The organism is Bacillus sp. FSL W7-1034 (genome assembly GCF_038593365.1).
Taxonomy (GTDB): domain Bacteria; phylum Bacillota; class Bacilli; order Bacillales; family Bacillaceae; genus Bacillus; species Bacillus altitudinis.
The window spans coordinates 2,924,404-2,942,622 of sequence record NZ_CP151989.1 but is presented as its reverse complement, the minus strand read 5'-3'; the positions used below and the strand labels follow the sequence as shown (position 1 = coordinate 2,942,622).

19 protein-coding genes and 1 pseudogene are annotated in these 18,219 nt (G+C 40.6%); 14 read left to right on the top strand and 6 right to left on the bottom strand.

From position 1 onward, the window contains the following. Positions 1–67: 67 nt before the first annotated feature. Positions 68–2,038: a S9 family peptidase gene (locus NST73_RS15260; protein WP_342499185.1), complete on the top strand. Its 1,971-nt coding sequence runs from the start codon at positions 68–70 to the stop codon at positions 2,036–2,038. Between the two features lie 44 nt (positions 2,039–2,082). Here NST73_RS15260 and NST73_RS15255 read toward each other — a convergent pair. Then, a pseudogene (locus NST73_RS15255) lies at positions 2,083–2,382 on the bottom strand (NifU family protein). A 121-nt stretch (positions 2,383–2,503) separates the two neighbouring features. Here NST73_RS15255 and NST73_RS15250 point away from each other — a divergent pair. Both NST73_RS15250 and NST73_RS15245 read left to right on the top strand, forming a co-directional pair. Next, positions 2,504–2,833: a YuzD family protein gene (locus NST73_RS15250; protein WP_008346819.1), complete on the top strand. Its 330-nt coding sequence runs from the start codon at positions 2,504–2,506 to the stop codon at positions 2,831–2,833. A gap of 102 nt (positions 2,834–2,935) precedes the next feature. Beyond that, complete coding sequence (locus tag NST73_RS15245; RefSeq protein ID WP_008346816.1) at positions 2,936–3,166, top strand: hypothetical protein; 231 nt, start codon at positions 2,936–2,938, stop codon at positions 3,164–3,166. A 48-nt stretch (positions 3,167–3,214) separates the two neighbouring features. On the opposite strand, the gene NST73_RS15240 is transcribed toward NST73_RS15245, so the two are convergent. After that, positions 3,215–4,282: an NAD(P)/FAD-dependent oxidoreductase gene (locus tag NST73_RS15240; protein ID WP_039168948.1), complete on the bottom strand. Its 1,068-nt coding sequence runs from the start codon at positions 4,280–4,282 to the stop codon at positions 3,215–3,217. A gap of 255 nt (positions 4,283–4,537) precedes the next feature. On the opposite strand from NST73_RS15240, the gene NST73_RS15235 reads away from it, so the two are divergent. The 5 genes from NST73_RS15235 to NST73_RS15215 all read left to right on the top strand — a co-directional run bounded on the left by NST73_RS15235 (position 4,538) and on the right by NST73_RS15215 (position 8,405). Further along, positions 4,538–4,774, top strand: a complete 237-nt coding sequence (locus tag NST73_RS15235; protein ID WP_008346813.1) for a YuzB family protein — start codon at positions 4,538–4,540, stop codon at positions 4,772–4,774. 269 nt (positions 4,775–5,043) lie between these two features. Next, positions 5,044–5,898 carry a diaminopimelate epimerase gene (gene dapF, locus NST73_RS15230; protein WP_047945357.1) on the top strand — a complete coding sequence of 285 codons (855 nt, stop codon included), beginning with the start codon at positions 5,044–5,046 and terminating at the stop codon, positions 5,896–5,898. Positions 5,899–5,971: 73 nt separating this feature from the next. Beyond that, a complete protein-coding gene (gene erpA / locus NST73_RS15225; RefSeq protein WP_017358921.1) occupies positions 5,972–6,334 on the top strand; it encodes an iron-sulfur cluster insertion protein ErpA in 363 nt (120 codons plus the stop codon). Positions 6,335–6,516: 182 nt separating this feature from the next. Then, positions 6,517–8,094: a DUF262 domain-containing protein gene (locus tag NST73_RS15220; protein ID WP_342499184.1), complete on the top strand. Its 1,578-nt coding sequence runs from the start codon at positions 6,517–6,519 to the stop codon at positions 8,092–8,094. A 104-nt stretch (positions 8,095–8,198) separates the two neighbouring features. After that, positions 8,199–8,405: a hypothetical protein gene (locus tag NST73_RS15215; RefSeq protein ID WP_008346803.1), complete on the top strand. Its 207-nt coding sequence runs from the start codon at positions 8,199–8,201 to the stop codon at positions 8,403–8,405. Between the two features lie 46 nt (positions 8,406–8,451). Here NST73_RS15215 and yumC read toward each other — a convergent pair whose 3' ends face one another. Further along, positions 8,452–9,450, bottom strand: coding sequence for a ferredoxin--NADP reductase 2 (gene yumC / locus NST73_RS15210; protein ID WP_079920600.1), 999 nt, complete (start codon positions 9,448–9,450; stop codon positions 8,452–8,454). Between the two features lie 390 nt (positions 9,451–9,840). Here yumC and NST73_RS15205 point away from each other — a divergent pair, with 390 nt between their 5' ends. From NST73_RS15205 to NST73_RS15190, 4 genes are all read left to right on the top strand, one after another. Beyond that, the gene (locus NST73_RS15205) at positions 9,841–11,058 is read left to right on the top strand and encodes an NAD(P)/FAD-dependent oxidoreductase (RefSeq protein WP_160758061.1); all 1,218 of its coding nucleotides are present in this window, start codon (positions 9,841–9,843) and stop codon (positions 11,056–11,058) included. Positions 11,059–11,193: 135 nt separating this feature from the next. After that, entirely contained in the window at positions 11,194–11,319 is a 126-nt protein-coding gene (locus NST73_RS15200) for a YuiA family protein (RefSeq protein WP_008346797.1), read from the top strand. An 81-nt stretch (positions 11,320–11,400) separates the two neighbouring features. Continuing rightward, on the top strand, positions 11,401–11,721 hold the full coding sequence (locus tag NST73_RS15195; protein WP_003212933.1) for a YuiB family protein: 321 nt from the start codon (positions 11,401–11,403) through the stop codon (positions 11,719–11,721). 99 nt (positions 11,722–11,820) lie between these two features. After that, on the top strand, positions 11,821–12,465 hold the full coding sequence (locus tag NST73_RS15190) for a 3D domain-containing protein (protein ID WP_160758031.1): 645 nt from the start codon (positions 11,821–11,823) through the stop codon (positions 12,463–12,465). A 40-nt stretch (positions 12,466–12,505) separates the two neighbouring features. Here NST73_RS15190 and NST73_RS15185 read toward each other — a convergent pair whose 3' ends face one another. After that, a complete protein-coding gene (locus NST73_RS15185) occupies positions 12,506–12,982 on the bottom strand; it encodes a divergent PAP2 family protein (RefSeq protein WP_024719744.1) in 477 nt (158 codons plus the stop codon). A gap of 326 nt (positions 12,983–13,308) precedes the next feature. Here NST73_RS15185 and NST73_RS15180 point away from each other — a divergent pair, with 326 nt between their 5' ends. Further along, on the top strand, positions 13,309–14,799 hold the full coding sequence (locus NST73_RS15180) for a leucyl aminopeptidase (protein WP_342499183.1): 1,491 nt from the start codon (positions 13,309–13,311) through the stop codon (positions 14,797–14,799). Between the two features lie 139 nt (positions 14,800–14,938). Continuing rightward, positions 14,939–16,267 (top strand): Na+/H+ antiporter family protein, encoded by a 1,329-nt coding sequence (locus tag NST73_RS15175; protein WP_024719743.1) that lies wholly within the window; start codon positions 14,939–14,941, stop codon positions 16,265–16,267. A gap of 49 nt (positions 16,268–16,316) precedes the next feature. Here the strand turns inward: NST73_RS15175 and NST73_RS15170 are convergent, their stop codons facing one another. Both NST73_RS15170 and ald read right to left on the bottom strand, forming a co-directional pair. Further along, positions 16,317–16,913, bottom strand: coding sequence for a biotin transporter BioY (locus NST73_RS15170; RefSeq protein ID WP_041091835.1), 597 nt, complete (start codon positions 16,911–16,913; stop codon positions 16,317–16,319). Positions 16,914–17,029: 116 nt separating this feature from the next. Continuing rightward, the gene (gene ald, locus NST73_RS15165) at positions 17,030–18,166 is read right to left on the bottom strand and encodes an alanine dehydrogenase (protein WP_017358929.1); all 1,137 of its coding nucleotides are present in this window, start codon (positions 18,164–18,166) and stop codon (positions 17,030–17,032) included. Between the last annotated feature and the right edge of the window lie 53 nt (positions 18,167–18,219).

Genomic DNA, 18,219 nt, shown 5'->3' with positions numbered 1-18,219 from the left:
ACAAAAGCAGGGATTATTATTTAGAGAAGCGAACTATTTTTGATACATAAAAGGAGGAGATCAATTGATGAAGAAATTGATAACAGCAGAGGATTTAACACAAATCGTGTCTGTTTCTCATCCAGTTTATTCACCAGATGGAAAAAAGGCTGTTTTTACAAAAGTAACGGTGAATGAAAAAAAGGATGATTACAATATTCATTTATGGGTTCGAGATGAAGAGACAGGGGAGCTGTCTCGATGGACATTTGATGATGGAAAGCATCATCAACCAACATGGTCAAAAGACGGAAAGCAGCTTGCGTTTATTTTGCAGAAGCCAAAGGAAGTCCCTCAGCTCGCACTCATTCAGAGCGATGGCGGCGGAATTCGTACCTTAACGAATATTCCTTACGGCGTCTCTCATCCTGTATTTTCACCGGATGGAGCGTTCATTTATGCAGCGGTCTCATTAAAACAAGAAGAATCTGTTCATGATGAAAAAAAGGAAGAGTGCGATGACTTTGCTCCGGCCGTATATGATGATTTGACTTATAAAGCAGATGGCAGAGGCTTTTTAGACGGGCGTCTGACGCAAATTGTAAAAATCGATGTCCGTTCCGGCGAGGTAGAGATGGTTACGAGTGAGCCGCATCATCATGTGAATCATGTCATCTCTCCTTGCGGGAAGTGGCTTGCGTATATTCAATCAAATCCTCAGACGTTTTACATAAGTGATATCTGTCTCCTTTCCTTAGAGGACGGTACATCCAAGAAAATCACCCAATCAACAGGCGCTTACACGACTGTATCATTTTCTCCAAATGGAGAAAGCCTTTTGTACATTGGACACGAACGTGAATTTGAAAATGCGACCATCCTGTCATTGTGGCTGCATGACCTGAAGGAGAAAAAGACCGTTCAATTGTCAGAAATGCTCGATATGTATGTAGGAAACTGTATGGCAGGGGATAGTGTTATGGGTGAGGCCAATCAGCTTCCACAATGGACAAAGGATAGTCAGGGGTTTTATGTGCTTGTTTCTGATCAAGGGAGTACCGGAATTTATTATTTCTCTATTGAAGGTTTAGCCTATCCCGTTCGTTTAGAGGCAGAACATGTGACGAATTTCAGTCTTCATCCAGACGAATCAAAAATACTGATCAGCCGTCTTTCACCTGTCTCGCCTAGTGAGCTGTATGAGCTGACTTTAGGGGAATCCTCACTCAAGCAAATCACGTTTGAGCATGATGACTTTCTAAAGGAACATGTCATATCCGAACCTGAACCAATTTCTTTCCAGTCAAAAGAAGGAGACGTTGTACATGGCTGGTTGATGAAGCCTGCTCAGATGGAAGAGGGGAAGACATATCCACTAATCTTAGAAATTCATGGCGGGCCGCATGCGATGTACGGTCATACGTATTTTCATGAATTTCAAATGCTTGCCGCTGAAGGGTATGCGATTGTGTATATCAATCCTCATGGCAGTCATGGATACGGACAGATGTTTACAGACCGGGTAAGAGGCAGCTATGGTGATGTTGATTATGAGGATGTCATGCTGGCTGTTGATCATGTGCTCGAAGCCTATGACTTTCTTGATGAAACAAGGCTTGGCGTAACAGGCGGCAGCTATGGCGGTTTTATGACCAACTGGATTGTCGGACAGACAGACCGTTTCCGTGCAGCTGTTACACAGCGTTCCATCTCGAACTGGATTAGCTTTTATGGCATCAGTGATATCGGTTATTTCTTTACAAAATGGCAGATTGATGGGGATATTTATGACTCTGTTGATAAGCTATGGGATCGTTCGCCGCTAAAGTATGTAAAACAGGTGAATACACCGCTTCTCATCCTGCACAGTGATGAAGACTACCGTTGCCCAGTTGATCAAGGAGAACAGCTTTTTGTGGCATTGAAGGAGCTTGGAAAAGACACGAGATTAGTCAAATTCCCGAAGGCTTCTCATGATTTATCGAGAAGCGGCCACCCTGGGCAGCGTATTCAAAGACTGACCTTTATTCAAGAATGGTTTAGAGAGAAGTTATCCTAATTAAAAAACGGCCCAGTAAGGGCCGTTTTCATGTCATATATGAATTAGAAAACCTGTTCAACTTCTACAACGCCAGGTACTTCTTCTAATAATGCGCGCTCAATACCGGCTTTCAATGTAATGGTTGAACTTGGGCAGCTGCCGCATGCACCAAGAAGGCGTAATTTCACAATGCCATCTTCAATGTCTACAAGCTCACAGTCTCCACCATCACGTAATAGAAATGGACGAAGTTTGTCCAGTACTTCCTGTACTTGGTCTTTCATTTCGACTTCAGTCATTAGATATAATCGCTCCTTTCACAACATATCACCATTATATTCATCTGGACGATAAAAATCTATTGATTGGTTTCAAAGTTTCCTTCTCATTATAGCACAATCTCATCTTGAAACAAAAAGTGATTTTGACTTTTTTCATACAGAAAATTCAGCTAAAATAAAGAAAGAATAGGGGGCTTGTCAAATGAACAAAACCGTTGATCTTTATGTATATGGAAGAGATGTCCTGTGCGCTAGCTGCGTGAATCTGCCTTCTTCAAAAGATACATTTGAGTGGTTAGATGCAGCATTAAAACGAAAATATCCAAATCAGCCGTTTCGCATCACATATATCGATATTGAGCACCCGCCTGAAAACGAACGCCAAAAAGAATTATCTGAAAGAATTCTTGATGATGAATTCTTTTATCCGCTTGTCCTTGTTGAGGATCAAATTGTAGGAGAGGGCAATCCGAAATTAAAAGATATTTATCAAGAAATGGAGAAATACGGGTACGAAGAGAGCAGTGAATGAGCTGTTCTTTTTTTAGAAAAATAAATCGAACATACGTTCCTTTTTTTAGGTTGATTTAGAACGTTTGTTCTTATATAATGAGAGGAAAGGAGCGTGAGCATCATGAATTATTTACTAAAACAATCTCTTCATCAACAAATACCGATTGATATGATTTATATGAAGAAAAATGGAGAGTGCTCGAAACGAAAAATCATTGTACATCGTCAAACTGAACAGTTCATACAAGCGTATTGTTTATCGAAGAAGACGATCAGAACGTTTCGTAAAGACTGCATCCTTGCGCTTGCTCCTATCAAAGTGAACCATCCATCGGCACATGCCGTTTCATAATAAAAGCTCCTTCATTAGAAGGAGCTTTGAGAAAAAATTCACATCATTTTATCCATTGTGATGCTTATACATCCAAAGAAGTCCAGATTTTAAGAGTCTTGGAACACGACCAACAAGCGGGCGATCCGCTACTAAGCCAAAGCCGGCTTTTTTCCCTAAAGAGCCGAGTACGCCTTTTAACTTAAACTGCGGGTAAGCCTCAGGAAGCGGCTCGTTCTTCCAGCGTTTCTGTAGAGATTGCACAATTTGCTCTGCCTGTGCCTCGGCAAGCTGTGCACTTGGTGCGTGCGGCAAGCTTGCGCAGTCACCTACGACATAGACATGCTCATCTCCAGGGAGATTGTGATGAGGAGTTAAGACGACACGGCCTTGGGCGTCTTTTTCAACATCCATATCTCGCACGACTTTACTTGGCTGAATTCCTGCTGTCCACACGATGACATCTGCTTCAATGGCATCGTCATGGTTGTACACAACTCCTTCTTCAACCTTCGTAATATTGGCGCAATTAATGATCTTTACATCATTTTCTTCAAACCATTTTTGTACATATAAACTTAATCTTTTTGGGAAACTGGAAAGAATCAGTTCTCCGCGGTCAAAAAGAATGATGTTTAAATCAGAACGGCTTTCACGCAGTTCACTGGCCAGCTCTACCCCGCTAAGTCCAGCACCGACGATACCAACCGTTGCACCTGCACTCAAATTGTTTAATTTGTTATACGTATGTCTTGACTGATCAATGGTTTGAATGCTGTATGTATGTTCTTTCGCACCAGGGACATTGTGATACTTGTCCTCACAGCCGAGTCCGATTACCGTATCATCATATGGAATCGGTTCACGGTCGCTAAATAAGATCTGTTTGTTTTCAATATCAATTTTTTCTACTTCCCCGTATTGAATATCCAGCTTTGGATGCTCTGGAAAAGATACTCGAATGTGATGATCAGAGATCGTTCCAGCAGCAAGTGCATAATATTCTGTTTTTAAACAGTGGTAAGGATTTCGATCAATTAATGTGATAGTAACATCATCAGGTAATTGATTTGGCAATAAGCGGTGGAGAACCCGCATATTCCCGTAACCTCCGCCGATCAAGACTAAATTTTTCATGACGATTCTCCTTTTCCCCCTAGACATTGAAAAACACTTATACTAAAAAACTTTAAGTTAAAATACCAAATAAAATTATATCGAATTTACTGTGAAACCACAATAATTGTTTCAAAATAACCTACATATTCATTACTTAGTCCTAAATAGTAAAACATTTTACGGGGAATAGGCGTAACGATTTATTGAAGCTCATGTTTTGACTAATAGAAGGAATTTCGGTAGGATAGTAAGGCAAATGTGAGGTGAAGCACAGTGTTTCCACTGATCGAATTTTGTGTAAGTAATCTTGCACAAGGGTCTCAAGAAGCAAAAGAGAAACTTGAAAAAGACCCAAACTTAGATGTAATGGAATACGGTTGTTTAAGCTACTGCGGCAAATGTATGGACTCCCCATTTGCCCTTGTGAATGGAGAATTTGTTTCTGGAGAAAATGCAGAGCAGCTAGTTGAGCGTATTTATGCTTTTATAGAGGAAAACGACATGTTTTAAATGCACCACATGGGTCATGAGGTGCATTTTTTTCATATATTCAGTTTCCATTTTTCAGGAGAAAATGTAGAAAGCGCATCCAATATGTTATGCTAATAAAATATCATCAAAATGAAGCATCACACGAGAGAAAAGAGGCATATGCATAATAAAAGCCCTTTGCCATGGCAGCAAAGAGCTTCTATGTATGAAAAACGGGGGATGATAAGATTGTCTCCTGAATCGACTCCTTTTATACTATAAAGAAACAACATTTTTGGAGGACGCTCATGACATCATTTCAATTCACGAAAATGCACGGACTAGGAAACAATTATATATACGTCAATCAGATGAAGGAACAGCTTCCAGAAGAGCAGCTGTCAGAGATAGCGATCCGCGTTTCTTCTGTTTATACAGGTATCGGTTCAGACGGAATGATCCTCATTTGCCCATCAGATGTTGCGCCTGTGAAGATGCGCATTTTCAACAATGATGGATCAGAGGGGAAAAACTGCGGTAACGGTCTGCGTTGCGTTGCAAAATATGTGTATGAGCATCAAATCGTAACAGACACAACGTTTAAGATTGAGACATTGTCAGGACTCGTTGAGGCGACCGTTCATGTGCAGGATGGTCACGTTCAGTTAGTGACAGTAGATATGGGGAAACCTCGTTTTGAAAAAGAAGCGATGCCGATGCTTGGTGAACCGGCCAGTACAACGATTAATGAACCGCTTGATTTTGGCACGACGACCTTAAATGGAACAGCTGTTTCAATGGGGAATCCCCATATTGTTTTCTATTTAGAAGACATTGAACAGGCGCCCCTCGATTCGCTTGGGCCAATCATTGAAAAGCATGACATGTTTCCAGAAGGCGTCAATGTAGAATTTGTGGAACGTGTCAGTGAAACGGAACTGCATTTCCGCGTGTGGGAAAGAGGATCAGGGATTACGCAAGCGTGCGGAACAGGAGCATGTGCTGCGGCTGTATCAACGATTGTCAATGGACATGCGAAAAAAGAAACGGATATGACCGTTCATCTAGCTGGCGGAGACCTCATCATTCGCTGGAAAGACAATGACCATGTGCTGATGACAGGACCTGCTGAAACAATTTGTGACGGCACATTCTATCTCTAAACCATTTATTTGAGAAAAGGCAACATCACGTTTATAATTGAAAAGAAACATCCAGTCAAAAGGAGGGATGATCGTGAGTACACCAGTAACGATTACAGAAGCTGCTGCATTGCAGATTAAAGATATGATGAAAGAACATGAAGAAGAAAATGCGTTCCTACGAGTGGGCGTAAAAGGCGGCGGCTGCAGCGGTCTTTCATACGGCATGGGCTTTGACCATGAAGTTTCTGAGAAAGACACGCAGTTCGAACAGCAGGGCATCAAGGTCCTTGTCGACTCCGAAAGCCTTGACATCATGAACGGCACCATCATTGATTTCAAACAATCACTAATGGGCGGCGGTTTCACGATTGACAATCCGAACGCGATTGCTTCATGCGGATGCGGTTCTTCGTTCAGAACAGCCACGAATACCGGTACGCCGGAAGAGTGTTAATTTAAATGGAAAACTTATTCTCACTGTTTTAGTTCCAATCTAAACCAGTGAGAATTTTTTTATTGATGACATGTAAAATGTTTCTTGTTATTATATAAAAGTTCCATTAGATAGTAAAACTAGATTATATAGATATTTTTATTCGTGATTATTTCAATAATCATTACTAGGAGGTAATAATTATGGCAGAATCGATTTCTATTCGTAGTATAATAAATAAAGTGATATCTGGCGAAATAAGAATACCATCCTTCCAAAGAAACTATGTTTGGACATCTCAACAAGTTGCATTTCTTTTAGACAGTTTATATAAAGGTATCCCTATTGGTAATATATTCTTGTGGAAAACTAGCGAAAAATTAAAAATAGAGAAAGACTTTGGGAATTTTAGTTTGCCAGATCCGGAGAAAGATTATCCGATTAAATATGTTTTAGATGGCCAACAAAGGTTAACTTCTTTATTTACAGTTTTTCAGAATTTATTGGAACCAACAAAAATGAACCATAACTGGTTAGAAATTTATTTTGACTATAGAGCAGATGAAAATATGCAAGATAGTATCTTTATTCCTCTTATGGAAAGTGAAGTTGATATAGATCGGCATTTTCCAATGAGTGCAATGTTCGACTCCGTCAAGTATAGAAGAGCTACATCAGAGATTAATGAAGAATTTATTGAGGTTATTGATAAAATTCAAGAAAGATTTAAAGAAGTTATGATCCCTGTACAAGAAATAGAAACTGAGGATAAGGGCAAAGTAGCAATAGTTTTTGAAAGAATCAACAGAGCTGGAACAGAGTTAGACACATTCCAACTTTTAACGGCTTGGTCGTGGAGTTCAGAGTTTGATTTACAAGATGAGATTGATAACTTAGTTGATGAGTTAGAGGTATTTGGATTTGGTGATATTTCAGAGGATAAGGATTTACTTTTAAAATGTTGCAGTGGTGTAATTTTGGGCGAAGCTTCTCCACAATCTATCATGTCTTTAAATGGGGAAGAAGTAAGGGGAAACTTTGAAAAAATTAAGACGGGAATAAAAGGTACTATTGATTTTCTTCAAAAAGAACTAAATATAGAATCCATAAAGGTTATGCCTTACACATCTATGATTGTGAGTCTAACACGCTTTTTTGCTACGGACAAAAAAAATGGAGTTCTTTATACTGATAAACAGAGAAGGGAATTATTACGTTGGTTTTGGAGAGCGTGTTTTTCTCGCAGATACACAAGTGGTGTAACACAAAAGCATAAACAAGATTTGGAATCAATGGATAAGTTGAAACAAGATGAAACACAAATTATATCAGATTTTGAATGTAGTGTATCTACAGGTTTCTTTATGGAAAATCAATTTAATTTAGGGTCAGTCAACACTAAAACCTATATTGTTTTACTTGCTAATAAATGCCCTCGTTCGTTCATTTCTGGTGCAAAAGTAGATTTGAGGGATGTTTTAAAAAATGCAAGTAGAAATGAATTTCATCATATTTTTCCAAAGAATTATTTGAAAGGGTTAGGGAAAAGTAGGAAAGAAATTAATGTGTTAGCAAATTTATGTTTCCTTAATAGTGCTGATAACCAGATTATTAAAGATAAAGCACCTTTAAAATACAAAGAATTATTGCCAACAGATAGGTTAGAGGAGATTCTGGAGTCACATTTTTGTCCTACTGACTCTTTTGATTTAGACTATGAGATATTTTTAAAAAAACGTTCTGAAATTATAGTGAATTATATAAATGAACTAATAATTTAGAATTAATTATACATGTAAATGTCCTCACAACTGGCTATTTCCACTCGAAAAGAGTATCATGAGAACCAAACATAAACTGTCATCAGAAAAGAGGTTGCTGAGGTTTGAGTGAACAAATCAATTGCAGGAACTGTCATGAACTGATTCCGTATCGTTCAAAAACATGTCCATCTTGCGGGATAGACAAGCCGCTTCCGAAAAAGGAACGTGTGAAGGATCGGGTGATTTTGGTTGTGGCAGGAATTGTTGTGGTGTTACTTGCTGCAATGGTACTTGGAATGGCGAATGCCTATATTGGGATTTTTAAATAAACAAAAAAGGAGTTCCGCAGATGGAACTCCTTTTTTTGATCCGTTCTTATTTATTTTCAAATAAGCTTGTGGAATGAAGCGGCTGTACACGAGCTTTCGGGTCCATGTAAGCTTTGGCGTTGTTCACAGCAGTTGGTGCTTCACCAAATCCGCTTGCGATTAATTTGACTTTTCCTTCATACGTACAGATGTCTCCTGCCGCATAGAAGCCTTCGATATTGGTTTCCATTGTGGATTTGACCACGATAGAGTTCTTTTCGATTTCAAGGCCCCATTGTTTGATTGGTCCAAGGGATGAAACAAAACCGAAGTTGACGATCACGTCATCCACATCTAGTACTTGCTTTTTATCGCCTTTCACTTCTTCAAGCACAATTTGTTCAATGCGGTCTTCCCCAATGAGCTCAGTTGGCACAAATGGTGTCAGCACATTGACTTTCGAGTTGTGCAAGTTTTCTACACTGTGCTCATGTGCACGGAATTTATCACGACGGTGAATAATCGATACTTCTTTTGCGATTGGCTCAAGCATCAGTGCCCAGTCAACCGCAGAGTCTCCGCCGCCAAGAACAGCAACACGTCTGCCAGCGAATTGGTTCAGGTCATTGATGAAGTAATGCAGGTTGCTTCCTTCAAATGATTCTGCTGCACTTAGCTCAAGCTTTCTCGGTTGGAATGCACCGTTACCAGCTGTAATGATGATCGTTTTTGAATAATGAACCTCTTGATTCGTAACGAGTTTAAAAATACCATCTGCTTGTTTTTCAACCGTTTCCACAGCTTGCTCTAAGCAAATGGTTTGATCAAATTTATCCATTTGTTCCTTTAAATTATCAACTAATTCTTGTGCGCGGATTTTTGGGAAACCAGCCACATCATAAATGTATTTTTCAGGGTAAAGAGCGGATAGTTGACCGCCGAGCTGAGGAAGGCTTTCAATGATTTTCACACTTGCCTGTCTCATGCCTCCGTAAAACGCAGTAAACAATCCGACTGGGCCGCCCCCGATAACGGTAATGTCATATACCTTAGAATCTTCTTGCATTCCTTAATCCTCCCAAATGAAAATTGTTATCACTATATCATATCATACCACATATCGTCGTTTGACTTGTTTTGAAAAACTTGTCGTTTTTTGATGCCGATGCTGTTAAAAGGGGAAAAAAGAGAGAAAGACCGTTTATCCTAAGGATTTTCAGTTTAAAGCCTTGAAAAAAGGAGCAGAACTCGCTATTATTGTTAAGGGAACTAAATATTAATTTTTTATGAATTTTTGTCGGATACGGTCAAATGCTTTCGTTTTTTGTAGGTGAAAGTTCAGATTTTCACATACTTATTTTTTTGTTTAAATTTCATAAAATGCCGCAAAGCGGTTGAGAATAACGATATGTAATTCTTTATCCGTTTTACAGCAAATTTAAAAAAGGTGGATGTGATTCCAGTGAATAAACCGAAAATCGTTGTATTAGGTGCAGGTTATGGCGGATTAATGACTGTAACAAGATTAACAAAACAGCTTGGCACAAATGATGCGGACATTACTCTTGTGAACAAGCATAATTATCATTACGAAACAACATGGTTACATGAAGCAAGTGCAGGTACTCTTCATCATGACCGTTGTCGTTATCAAATCAAAGATGTGATTAACAGTTCCCGTGTCAACTTTGTACAAGCAACAGTTGAAAGCATTAATAAGGAAGAGAAGAAAGTTGTGACATCAGATGGCGAACTTTCTTATGACTACCTTGTTGTTGCGCTTGGTGCTGTTCCTGAAACATTTGGTATTGCAGGACTGAAAGAATATGCATTCTCAATCTCTAACATCAACTCTGCTCGTCAGCTTCGTGAGCACATTGAACTTCAATTTGCGACATATAATACGGAAGCTGAAAAGCGTCCAGAGCGTCTGACAATCGTTGTCGGCGGTGCAGGCTTCACAGGTATTGAGTTCCTTGGTGAGCTTGGAAACCGTGTACCTGAGCTTTGCAAAGAGTATGATATTGATCAAAAAGACGTGCGTATTATCTGTGTAGAAGCTGCACCAACAGCTCTTCCAGGATTTGATCCTGAATTGATCGACTATGCGATGAACTACCTTCAAGGTAAAGGTGTTGAGTTCAAAATCGGTACAGCGATCAAAGAATGTACGCCTGAAGGCATCATTGTTGGAAAAGACGATGATACAGAAGAAATCAAAGCTGAAACTGTTGTATGGGCTGCTGGTGTACGTGGTAACCCAATCGTTGAAGAAGCTGGATTTGAAAACATGCGCGGCCGCGTAAAAGTGTCTCCAGATCTTCGTGTACCAGAAAATGAAGATGTATTCATCATCGGTGACTGCTCATTAATCATCAATGAAGAAATTAATCGTCCATACCCACCTACTGCACAAATTGCGATGCAGCAAGGTGAAACAGTAGCGAAAAACCTTGCTGCACTAGTAAAAGGTGGCACGCTTGAAAGCTTTAAGCCAGACATCAAAGGAACAGTTGCTTCTCTTGGTGAACACGACGCTGTAGGTGTTGCGTTTGGTAAAAAACTTCAAGGAACAAAAGCTTCTGCAATGAAAAAAATCATCGACAACCGTTCATTATTCATGGTTGGCGGACCAGGACTTGTTCTGAAAAAAGGAAAATTCAAGTTCTTCTAAACCGATATAGACAAAAACGTGTATCCCTGTGGTACACGTTTTTTAATGTTTGACGGAATATTTTCTCACTTGGTACTGGACAGAAAAATATGTTATGATGAATTATCAGAAAATTTAGATTAAGGAGTGAGCAATATGAATGCACAAACGAAAGAAAAAAAGTCAACTTGTCAGTATTGTTCAGGAAAAGGATATTTTCAGTTATTGCTCGGCGGATCAGAAACATGTGAGGAATGTAAAGGGACAGGAAAGAAGCATTAATCTTACGGCTTTTTCCATTGATTGACTTCATCTCTATTTCCAAGTTAAACTAATGATGGGATATTTGGGGGTGGAGATGAAGTGATCAGTTTACCAGTCGTTATCATTTCAGTTATTTTATTTTTCGTGTTATTCTTCGGCATTGGCTTTTTGCTGAATATGCTGCTGAGAATGTCATGGATTATGGCAATTTTATATCCAATTGTATGCCTTTTCATTATCAATAATCAAAAGATGATCGCTTATGTAAGAGAACCAGGCATTGCTTTTTCCGGGATAGGAGACCGCATCGTTTCTCTTGCTGCGGCAGATATCATTATTTTATTAAGTGGTCTGATTGGTGCCATTGCCTCAGGTTTTGTCATCAATGCTCTTCGTAAAAGAGGCTATCAAATGTTTTAGCTCACTTGTCTACACGCAAGTGGGTTTTTTTGTTTCTCCTTTGCATAGTTTCCATTTTGTTTGGAAACAAATAGATGGGTAGAGGAGTGACAAATAGAAATGAAAACATGGATGAAACGATTGTTCATGACAGTTCTGTTTATGCTTGCCTTGATGACAAGCTTTACGGGCATATCTGGCGTAGAACCAAGTGATTTAGCTGCATGGGTGAAAGAGACCAATGCCGGTAAGCACGTATCTTCTTTTTTAAAGCATCCAAAAAGGCAGACGATGGCAGTGAAAAGTGACGATTTGCGTGCTGTTTCTCTCGAAGAAGCATTTAATTGGAACGATTACCCGAAGCAAAAGGTTGTCGCCACAGGTTATACAGCAGGTGTAGAATCAACAGGTAAGACGAAAGAACATCATGCATATGGCATTACATATTCAGGCGTCAAAGTAAAACGTGATTTATATTCAACCGTGGCAGCGGACCCATCTGTCTTTCCGATTGGAACTGTCCTGTTTATCCCCAATTATGGCTATGGTGTAGTCGCAGATACTGGGAAAGCGATTAAAGGTCATAAGCTTGATTTATATTATGAAACGGTTGATGATGTGTATAGAGAATGGGGTAAAAAAGTGCTGGACGTTTATGTGGTTAAAAAGGGTGAAGGGACGCTGACAGAAAAAGACTTAAATCAGTTGAATGAAGCGGAATCGATGCAAGTGTTCCGGCAGCAGTTTCAAGCCAATAAAGAATAAAAAAGCTTTGGATCTCAAAAGGTCCAAAGCTTTTTCGTTTCTACATGAAGTAATAATCTAAGATGAGTGTGAGCAAAATTCCTGTTAAGCCGCCGAAGAAGACTTCAATCGGCTTATGCCCAAGAAGCTCTTTCAATTTCTTTTGCTTCTCTTTTTCTTCCGCACTTGGGAAGTTCTTTGCCTCGGCAACAAACCGGTTAAAATCTGTGACCAGTTTGTTCAGAACAGTTGCCTGTTCTCCCGCCTGTCTGCGAACACCTGTCGCATCAAACATCGTAATAATGGCAAAGATGGCGGAAATGGCAAAAATAGATGTTCCTAGCCCGTGCTCTAAAGCAACTGCTGTTGAGAGTGCTGTTACTGCTGCGGAGTGTGAACTTGGCATTCCGCCTGTGCTTGTAATGAGCGACCAATCTAGTCGTCTAGAAATGATAAATTGAATCGGTACTTTTACAAATTGTGCAAAAAAGATGGCTGCAAGGCTAGCAAGCAGCGGAAAATTCGTCAGTACGCTCATGAACAAGAAACATCCTCTCTTTAAGAAAAAATAACGTGCGAAATGATAAAGTATTTACCCTAGTAAGATAAAAAAATGATGGCAGTAAGAACTGTTGCCAAGTCCATGTTCATTATAACATTAAAGAAAGTAGATGTGGAACGAGGAGACCATAGACAGGCTGCTATTGATCGCTGCCGCTTTTTCATGATGCCCTTCCGCGTGCCAAAATATAAATGTTCTTCAAGGGAAGACAGGCTGGCAATGATCGTATCAGCACATAAATTTTGATATAATAGAAGTTCCAATGTGAAATATGGAGTTCATTGAAGGAGCGTGTGATAAATATGTTTTTCTCGACAAATGAGTTGCAACATAAAGATACACTGGCCATCGGACTTTTTCAAAAGAGCCAATTATCAGGAAAAGCAAAAGAAATCGATGAGTTACATGGAGGAAGAATCACTGAATTATTAAAAGAAGGCGATATTTCGTCCAAGCGAAATCAGCTTTCGAAATTTTTCCCATCCCCTGAAACCGGCATTAAACGCATTTATTTTGTCGGGCTTGGGAAGGAGTCAGATTACACGTTTGAAGAGGCAAAGGAAGTGTTTGCGCATTTATTTAAAAAGCTTCATCAAGATAAAAAGCAAGCAGTTTCGGTTTTGCTTGATACATTCACAGGAAAGGATCTGCCTGTTCAAGATGCAGCCCATGCCTTTTCTGAAAGCTGCCTTTTAGCTACATATGAATTACAAGATTTTAAACATAAAACGAATGAACCGGATCGCTTTATCGAATTTGTTTATGCAACAACGGATCATGATGCTGCCGAAATTCAGGCAAGTTTGAAAGTGGGCGAAGTCTACGGACAATCGGTCAATTCGGCTCGTACACTTGTGAATATGCCGCCGAACATGCTCACGTCCTCTGATCTTGCATCCTATGCGGCAGAGCTTGCTTATAAATATGAATTCGAGATTGAAATTTTAGATAAAGAACAAATGGAAGAGCTCGGAATGGGCGGTATTCTAGCCGTTAATAGAGGCTCAACAGAACCACCAAAGCTAATTGTATTGAAATATCAAGGCAAGGAAGAATGGACAGACGTCATCGGCCTTGTCGGTAAAGGGATTACGTATGATACAGGTGGGTATTCCTTAAAGCCAAGAGCAAGTATGGTGGGGATGAAAACAGATATGGGCGGCTCAGCCTCTGTTTTAGGCGCAATGGAAATCATCGGAGAACTGCGCCCAGAGCAAAATGTCATTGCGGTCATTGCCTCAACCGATAATATGATCTCAGCAGATGCGATGAAGCCAGATGACGTCATTGTCTCACTAAGCGGTAAAACAATCGAAGTGCTTAACACGGATGCAGAAGGTCGTCTTGTTTTAGCAGATGGTGTGACCTATGCGAAGCAGCATGGTGCCTCTGTGCTTGTGGATGTTGCGACATTAACAGGCGGTGTCATTGTGGCACTTGGGAATGAGACAACAGGCGTGATGACAAATAACGATGAACTGTATGCCCAGTTTAAAGAGGCATCAGAAGAATGTGGGGAAATGATTTGGCAGCTGCCAATCACCGAAAAAGATAAAAAACGAGTAAGAAACAGCAAAATGGCTGATCTGAATAACTCACCAGGCCGTGATGGTCATGCGATCATGGCAGGTGCATTTATCGGAGAATTCGCTGAAGACACCCCTTGGGTACACTTAGATATTGCAGGAACAGCCACGACAGAAAAGCCTTCATGCTTTGGACCAACAGGAGCAACAGGCGTGATGGTCAGATCATTAGCAACATTTGTGGAACGATTTGAACCGAAGAAATAAAGACAGAAGCTCTGCCAGTTGGCAGAGCTTTTTATGTAGGACATACGCCATTTGACGAAGTAAATTTTCTATGGTAACATACGTTGGTACTTTAATTATCTACTACATTAGTAAACTAAAGGATTTCGGAGGTTTCACCATGAATGCAGTTGTTTTAGCGGTTGTTTTAATGTTGATATTAAGCTTGCTGCGGGTCAATGTCGTGATTGCGCTGGCACTTGGCGCTTTAGCGGGCGGACTTGCAGGTGGATTAGGTCTAGGGGGAACAGTTCAAGCGTTCACTGACGGTCTTGGCGGAAATGCGACAGTGGCGATTAGTTACGCACTATTAGGTGCATTCGCAGCCGCACTGACGAAAACGGGTCTTCCTGATGCCATGGTCGAAGGAGCTGTGAAGCTTCTTGGAAAAGAAGGCGATTCAAGAAGAAAAACATTATCAAAAGTGCTCATTATTCTGGTCATTTTGATTGTATCTTGTTTTTCTCAAAACGTTGTTCCTGTTCATATTGCCTTTATTCCGGTCTTAATCCCGCCATTATTAAAGGTGTTTAACGAGCTTCAAATTGACCGCAGACTGCTAGCATGTGTGATGACTTTCGGACTTACTGCACCATATATTTTACTTCCGGTCGGTTTTGGACAGATTTTTCACGGAATGCTTCGTGACAACATGAAAGATGCAGGTTTAACAGTGAATTTAGCAGACATTCCGTATGCGATGCTGATTCCTGTAGGCGGCATGGTTGTTGGCTTGATCGTTTCACTCTTTGTCTATCGTAAGCCAAAAACATATGAGAATCGTGACATTACGGATGTAGAAAAATCAGCATATACAAAAAAGAGCTTATTCTTTGCTGGACTTGCGATCCTTGTATCACTTATTGTTCAGTTATATCTCTCTCAAAGCCTTGGAGTCGAAGGGATGATCTTCGGTGCGCTTGCAGGCTTGCTTGTCTTGTTTGTAACTGGAATGATGAAACGTGATGAAGCAGATGCGCTGATTACATCTGGCATGAACATGATGGCATTTATCGGATTTGTCATGCTTGTTGCAGCTGGATTTGCCAATGTTTTAACGAAAACAGGAGATATTGAATCTCTCGTCAAGGCGTCTTCTCAATTTATCGGAAACAGCCAAAGCTTAGCGGCTATTTTAATGCTATTGGTGGGTCTGCTAGTGACAATGGGCATTGGCTCATCATTTGCAACGATTCCGATTATTACGACGATCTTTGTCCCGCTTTGTTTACACTTAGGATTCAGCCCGATGGCGACTATTGCGATTATTGGTTCAGCTGCGGCGGTAGGAGATGCAGGTTCACCTGCAAGCGACAGTACACTTGGACCAACATCTGGACTGAATATGGATGGACAGCATCACCACATTTGGGGTACATGTGTCCCAACATTCGCCTTTTATAATATCCCGCTCGTCTTGTTCGGCTGGCTTGCGGCAATTATGCTATAAATGAAAAAAGGTTCCTTACTCATATAGAGTAATGGAACCTTTTTTGATATTAGGAAGCTGTTTGTTCTTTTCGAAAGGATGTGGCTTTTGAAACTGATCGATAAATTTTAGGTGCCAGCATCGCAAGGAGGATGGTCAGCGCGTAGTCTTTTACCATAAACCACATCATGAAGAACCATGTGGTTTGATAAGAGATTGGTGCGTTTAGCCATACATTTAATGCGATGTACGTATAAGTTGTCCCGATCACATACATCACGGTCGTTCCTGCAATGGCTGCAAATAAAAAGCGGCCAAAACCAGGGTTTTGTCTTTTTTCAAGAATGAATCCGGCAAGCCATGCAGCAGGAATGTATGATAACACAAAGCCACCGCTTTTTCCTAAAATAACGCCGAGACCCGCCGAGAACTGTGCGAATACAGGTGCACCAGCGATCCCAACAAGAGCATAGACAATCATGGCCAATGCGCCAAGTCGTCTGCCTAGCAAAAGACCAGCAAGCACACAAAAAAACGGCTGCATCGTAAGTGGGATTCCGCCGACCTGTAAAAATGGCACAATGGATGTGATATTGGCTCCGATAGCCATGAGTGCAGCAAACATCCCGACGAGCACAAAGTCAGCTGTTCTTGTCTTCTTTTGCATGATATTTCCCCCTGTCTTATCTGTACAAATAGATTAAGGGGAAGAGGTTCTTTTGTCAACTCATTTTTATTTTAGGTTAACAATAAAACCCGCCCCTGAAAAGGGCGGGCTACATATTAAGCTTCGGTCATGGAAGAGGTTTCAAGGGCTTTACTAACAGGCACATAATCATAGCCGAGATCACGAGCGACAGCTTCATAGGTGATATGTCCGTTCATCACATTGACGCCTTCAGCAATCGCCTTGTTTTCTTTGATCGCTTTTGCAGCGCCTTTATTTGCAATCTGCAGTGCGTATGGGACTGTGACATTTGTTAAAGCAACTGTCGATGTTCTCGGAACCGCTCCGGGCATATTGGCAACAGCATAATGTAAAATGCCATGCTTTTCATAAGTAGGCTGATCATGTGTTGTGATATGATCGATTGTTTCCACAATCCCGCCTTGGTCAATGGCTACATCGACAATGACAGAACCAGGCTTCATTTGTTTCACCATTTCTTCTGTGACAAGGGTTGGAGCTTTAGCACCAGGGATGAGAACTGCACAAATGAGCAGGTCTGCCTCGCTCACTGAATCTGCAATGTTAACAGGATTAGACATTAACGTTTTCATTTGATGACCAAACTGATCGTCCAGCTGACGTAATCGTTCCGCATTTACATCAATAAGGGTGACATCTGCGCCAAGTCCGATCGCCATTTTCGCTGCATTTGTTCCAACGACACCGCCGCCAATAATGGTGACTTTCCCTCTCGATACTCCTGGCACGCCGGCGAGCAAAATGCCTTTTCCGCCTTTTGGCTTTTCTAAAAATTGAGCACCAATTTGAGCAGCCATTCTACCTGCTACTTCAGACATTGGCGTTAATAGAGGGAGTGATTTTCCGTCCGTTACCGTTTCATAAGCAATGGCTGTTACACCTTTTTGTTTTAATGCTTCAGCCAAGGAGGGCTCTGCTGCAAGGTGCAAGTACGTAAATAAGATCAGACCTTCTCTGAAATAAGCATATTCTTCAGGTAATGGTTCTTTTACCTTCATAATCATATCAGAAGATGCCCACACATCTTTCGCTTGATCAAGAATCTCTGCACCAACAGATACATAATCGTCATCAGTGAAACCGCTTCCAAAACCAGCGTTCGTTTCAATTAAAATCTGGTGTCCAGCTGAAAGCAATTGAGATGCTGCTCCTGGTGTTAATGCGACCCGGTTTTCATTGTTCTTAATCTCTTTCGGAATGCCGATGATCATATCAATTCCTCCTATGCTTATCTATTGATATTGTATGACTAGTGTATCCTGAA